The sequence below is a fragment of the Cephaloticoccus primus genome (assembly GCF_001580015.1).
GTDB classification, from domain to species: Bacteria; Verrucomicrobiota; Verrucomicrobiia; order Opitutales; family Opitutaceae; genus Cephaloticoccus; species Cephaloticoccus primus.
This window is the reverse complement of sequence record NZ_LSZQ01000035.1, coordinates 1-5,397: the sequence shown is the minus strand read 5'-3', so window position 1 is coordinate 5,397 and position 5,397 is coordinate 1. Positions and strand designations below refer to the sequence as shown.

The following is a 5,397-nucleotide window of genomic DNA, read 5'->3' as shown; positions in this document are numbered from 1 at the left end:
CCCCCCCCCCCCCCCCCCCCCCCCCATCGCGTTGTAGTCTAATGACTTATGTAAGTAGGCTGGCCGCGTGCGCCGCATTGTTGGGAATCGTGGTTCTGGGGCTTGGGCCTGCTCGGGCGCAGTATATCCCGATCTACGTCGATCCGCCGCCCATTGAGTATATCTGGAATGGGGTGAACGGCGGGAACTCTGGGCCCTACGAATATTACACGGGGCACTACGATTGGCTTAGCGGCTCCGAGTGGCTCGGCGGCAGCGTGCCGCCCGACGGCGTCGATGTGCTCTTCCCCGATAGCTATAAGGGCGCCCAGCCAAGGCCGATTATTGGGGCTGGGAAGCTCCTCAACCTGCGCTCGCTGTGGGTTGAGGCGGGTATCTGGTACACCATATTCGGCGACCAACTCACGCTGGGATTCAAGAGTGGTGAAGTAGACCCGTACCTGCTGGTGGTAAACAGTCAGGACCTCCAGAACACCTCCGAGCACAGGCTTGAGTTAGACCAGTTCACAATCGCCGACTACCATCATTGGCGCGGCGTGGGAAAAATCGAAAACTACTCCGAGGGCGGACTCGGAATAGGCGGGGACGGGGAGCTCGGAAGCGGCGAGATCAACCTCAATAATCAGCACATCCAGATCGGCGGGATGGGCGCCACCCACTTCTGGGGACAGTTGCGGGAGGGGATACTAAGCATTGAGGAGATTAAAGCCGGCCTCATCCCGGGCGGGATCATCGACGTGGGCCTCTTCGGCGGGGTGGAGGCCTTGCAGCCCCAGCCGCACTTCATCCTCCAGGCGAATAATAAAGACTGGAACGGTAAGCTGCGCGTAAACGCACGCGGCTTCGCCATCATCAAGGCCGACCAGGCTCTCGGCATCCGCGGCGAAAAACGCGTCTACAACGGTGGCTCGCTCGCCCTGCGCACGCACCTCGGAGCTGCGCTTGGGTACATGCCACCGAAAGATGGCACCACGCTCCAGATCACCGGTGCGGGGATCATCCGCCGCGAGGGCACCGACCGGATCGGCGCACTCTACAACGACGGTGGGCGCACCCGCTTCCTCATGCCCGTCCAGTTTTCCGGCGACACACGCTTTGGCGCGCGCGGTGACCGCGCCGGAGGGCTCGAGCTGGCCGGCCGCGTTTACAACAATGGTACCGGCAGCTTCATCAAGGTCGGCCCCGGGCTCATTATGCTGAACAATTCGGCGACTGGGGCGGGCGCCAATAGCTGGACGGGCGACACCGTGATCCACGGCGGCGTCCTTCGGATCAACAACGCTAACGCCCTGCCGAGCACCTCAAACATCGTCTTCGAGAGCGGCACCAACGGCCCCTCTGATCACGGAGCTTATGCCAGTGGCCCCAGCTACGGCGGCATCCTTGAGCTGGGCTACGCGGGCAGCGGTGCCGGTGGTGTCCATAACTTCACGCTCGGCACCGGCCCGGGCCAGCTCCGCTGGGAGGGCTCCGGCGGCTTCTCCGCCGTAGGCGCAGACCGCACCGTCACGATCAATGGCGGGGCGAACCTCAATTGGGGTGCCACGCCGCACTTTGTGAAAAGCGGCGACGCGCTGCTGCTCGGCTCCCGCTACGCCACGCACAACATCACGCTCACTAACGGTATCCGGACGGGTGCTGGTATTCGCGAGATCCGGGTCGAGCGCGGCGTGGGCAATGCCCATGCGATCATCACGGGGGAGCTTGGGATCAATGCTGACAACAGCGGCTACCGCAAAACAGGCCGCGGCCTGCTCCACTGGAGTGGGAGCGGCAATTTTAGCCCCAAAAGCACCAGCCGCCGAGTAATCATCGAAGGTGGCGCCCTGCGCCTGCCGCAAGGGCTTCTTGCGGACGTCAGCCTCCGGCTCGACGGCGGAGTGCTCGGGATTGATGCGGACTTCACGTTCATGCTTGGCTCGGGGCACGGCGAAACAATCTGGCTGAACGGCGGCGGCGGCTTCGCCGCCTACGGCGGCACCCACAAAGTCTGGTTCCCCGGAGGAAGTGTGTGGCTTTATTACCCGGGGGAGTTGCGCTTCGGCCACTACACCGCCGATGGCACGGTGGATTTCAGGCTCAACCTGACCCTCGGCACTGGCGGTACACGCACGATCCGGATCGAACGCGGCAGTGCGAGTGTCCCGCGCGCCGATGTGGTCTTGAGCGGTACCTTGAGTGGCAGCGCACCCCTCTGGCTGGTGGGCGATGGCCGGATCGACCTCAGCGCAAACACCACCAATACCGGGAATGTATCTATCTACGGTGCCGAAGTGCGGCTAAACAGGCAGGGGCGGCTTGCCTCTGTCTCCAAAATCACGCTAGCGCACAACGGCACGCTCTTCCTCGACGACGTGGGCACGCACGATTCCCAGACCGGCGGGAGTTATCGGGCTGACCGGATCAACGACGATGCGACGATTGTTTTACAGGGCGGCACGCTGGCCTACCGCCGCTCGTCCGTCAGCCCTGCGCCCGAAAAGGTGGGGGAGCTCACCGTGACGTCGGGACAAAACAGCATCCAGATTTTCCCCTTTTCGGGTGCCGCCAAGGGCAGCTTCTCCGAGATCCACGCCACCAGCCTGCAGCGGGACGCAAGCTCGCGCGGCACACTGCACTTTTCCGAAAAGAGCTCCCGGCTGCGGCTCGATACCTCCGCCAGCGGGCACAACATCAATGCCGCAGGCGGTGTCCGTATCATGCCTTGGGCGACGGCGATTACAGCGGGCGGTTGGGTTGGCAGGGCTTTGCCCAAGCGGCCACCGAGGGCGGTCTCCACTACGTCAAGGCACTGGATACTTACCACACGGGGCCAGATGACACGTGGACGGCATCGCGCAATGTGCGGATGACGGCGAATCAGGGGCTCACGGCAAACCGTACAATCAGCTCGCTGATTCTGGGCGGGGGCAGCCTCAACCTCAACGGGCGCCTCCTGCTAATCGGCGCCGGCGGCCTGATCGCCAGCGGTAGTGGGACGAGGATTATCACCGGCGGCGGTTGGATCGGTGCTGACAGTGCTCCCAAGCTATATGTCCACACATTTGGCGACCTATCCTTCACGGTGGGGGCACGCTTGATCACCGCCACCAGGGAATTGGTAAAGACGCAGGAGGGCACGCTGACCCTCGATAGCGGTGACGTCACGCACCAGTCAGGCAACGTGTATATCCACCGCGGGATGCTCGATCTGCGGGGCGGCAGGCTGCAATTGAACGGAAATCGAATCACGGTCGGCGACGGCGGGGGAAATGCGACGCTGAAGCTGGCGCCCGCCCGCTGGGATCAGATTTTTAGAAACGGCGGAGGGCTGCCCTCGATCACGCTGAATGGCACGCCCTACGATCCGCGCGGACCCGAGTACGGCGGCGATCAGGCGGTCCTGCAGATGGGCGGCAACACCAAGCTGCATATTGGAAACCTGCATATCGAAAACCGCGGGACGATTGACTGGGTGGGCGGCGAGGCCAGCAAGGCCAACATCCTGTGGATCGACACGCTCACCTTCAACAGGTCGAACGCCATCCTCTTCATGCGCAACTGGTACGAGTACGAAGACATCCTGCTGGTGCGAAAGGTCTACAACGGCGTCACCTTTAACACTGCCCTCCTCGGCCAAATCGTCTTCGACGGCTATCAAAACTACGAGACCACCTACCGCCAATGGGATAAGGACTACTGGCAAATCACCCCCTTCGCTCATTCGGCCGTCCCCGAGCCCGCCACCTGGGGCGCCCTCCTCGGCACACTGGGCACCGGCCTGTACCTCCTCCGCCGCAAACGGCAGAAAGGACGGCGCACCAGCGAGTGCGCCGCCAAATAAAATGAATCGAAGACTCCTCCCGCTGCGCGCGGGGCGGCCCTGCGCGGGCGGCGGTGGCGTGGCGCCACGTGCCGTTAAATTTGGGAATCGGCCTCGTCGCTACGCGACGAAGCACGATTCCCAAATTTAAAGGACTCCTACCTGTCGTTTCACGACAGGGAATGAGGCCTCAAATGCAGATGGAGCGGAAACCCATGTTGGCGCGGCGAAAAAGTTGACGGGTTAACTCTCCGACCCGACCGGAGGTCGGGTAATCCCTTACTGTGCGGCTTGTTCGTCGGGCGGAACGCCCGACAGCAAGCCGCACAGTAAATGGGAGCAGGCACCGCCTGCCGCCCCACGCGCAGTGGAAAAAACGGAACGTCTCGCCCCTTGTCAGGGGGGGAGAGTGTGCTAGCTTTCGCGCACTCGAAAGGAAAGGAACTGCCATGCCACCGCTTGCCCAAGCTATCGCTGTCGAACCACCGGAGGCTCTCCGCATTGCTGCTGCGGGTGAATTGCCTGATTTGTCCAAAGAGAGTTTCTCAGTCGCGGAGGCCGCGCGCCTGTTGAAAATTACCGAGGGGCACACGCGCTATCTAGGGAGGCTTGGGGTCTTGCCTATGGATCAAGTCGAGGGAGAGCTGCGGGTCGAGCGGGATGCCTTGGTGACTTATCAACGTGAGCAGGAAGCGGAGATAGAGCGCTTCATTCATTCGCCCTTCGGCCAAGCTATGGGAGCAATCAGTGCTGAACTCATAGAGAAAGGGCTTTACCGGAAGGCGACTCCGGAGGCTTTGACCCAGCAAACAAAGTGATTGCTGAAGCCAAAGGCCGTAGGCTTGGGATCTGGCATGCAGTGATGGATGCCTGCGTTTTGGCAAATCATGCGGTTGCCAACCTGCTGCTTACTCTGGCTGAGGCAGGGGTGATCTTCCCGCTTTGGAGTGAGCAGATTCTTGGGGAGACCTACCGCACGCATACGTTGCGGCTGAGCTGGGAGCCGCATTTCGCGCATGGTTTTCGGGCGGCACTTTTACACAACTTCCCCGACAGCTCGGTGAGTGGCTATGAGCAGTGGATCGGGAGGTGTACAAACCACGAGAAAGACCGTCATGTACTGGCTTGTGCGATTGAGGGAAGGGCGAGTGTGATAGTGACCTACAACCTGCGCGACTTCGGGGAAGCGCACCTGGGCCCTTGGCGAATCCGCGCACTGCACCCGCAGGACTTTCTGCTGGAGCTCTATGGGTTGTTCCCGGAACAGCTTGGGAAAGCTTTAAACAAGATCGCTCGCAATAACTCCCATAAGCTCGGCCGCGAAATCACAGTGGAGGAGGAGCTTGCCGTGCTCTCGGCCTTCGTTCCCAAGTTTGCTGAAACGCTCCTCACCGCATTGAAGAACGAGGAGCCGAGGTCGTAAGGTACGTATTGAGCCCCTGCGCGGGGCGGCACTACGCGTGCAGCGGTGGCGTGGCGCCACGTGCCATTGAATTTGGGAATCGGCTCCGGCGATAAAACGGGTCTGCGACCCCGCCGAAGCACGATTCCCAAATTTAACGGGACCTCCCTTTTCCGCTCCGCGCGGGGCGGCA

4 protein-coding genes are annotated in these 5,397 nt (G+C 61.8%); all 4 read left to right on the top strand.

From position 1 onward, the window contains the following. Positions 1-41 precede the first annotated feature (41 nt). Entirely contained in the window at positions 42-2,852 is a 2,811-nt protein-coding gene (locus AXK11_RS10025; protein ID WP_197456802.1) for a hypothetical protein, read from the top strand. After that, on the top strand, positions 2,849-3,823 hold the full coding sequence (locus AXK11_RS04480; RefSeq protein ID WP_068629737.1) for a PEP-CTERM sorting domain-containing protein: 975 nt from the start codon (positions 2,849-2,851) through the stop codon (positions 3,821-3,823). Before AXK11_RS10025 ends, AXK11_RS04480 begins: the two co-directional genes overlap by 4 nt. Before the next feature lie 428 nt (positions 3,824-4,251). After that, positions 4,252-4,620, top strand: coding sequence for a helix-turn-helix domain-containing protein (locus AXK11_RS04475; protein WP_068629735.1), 369 nt, complete (start codon positions 4,252-4,254; stop codon positions 4,618-4,620). Beyond that, positions 4,617-5,225, top strand: coding sequence for a PIN domain-containing protein (locus AXK11_RS04470; RefSeq protein WP_068629733.1), 609 nt, complete (start codon positions 4,617-4,619; stop codon positions 5,223-5,225). Before AXK11_RS04475 ends, AXK11_RS04470 begins: the two co-directional genes overlap by 4 nt. Positions 5,226-5,397 lie beyond the last annotated feature (172 nt).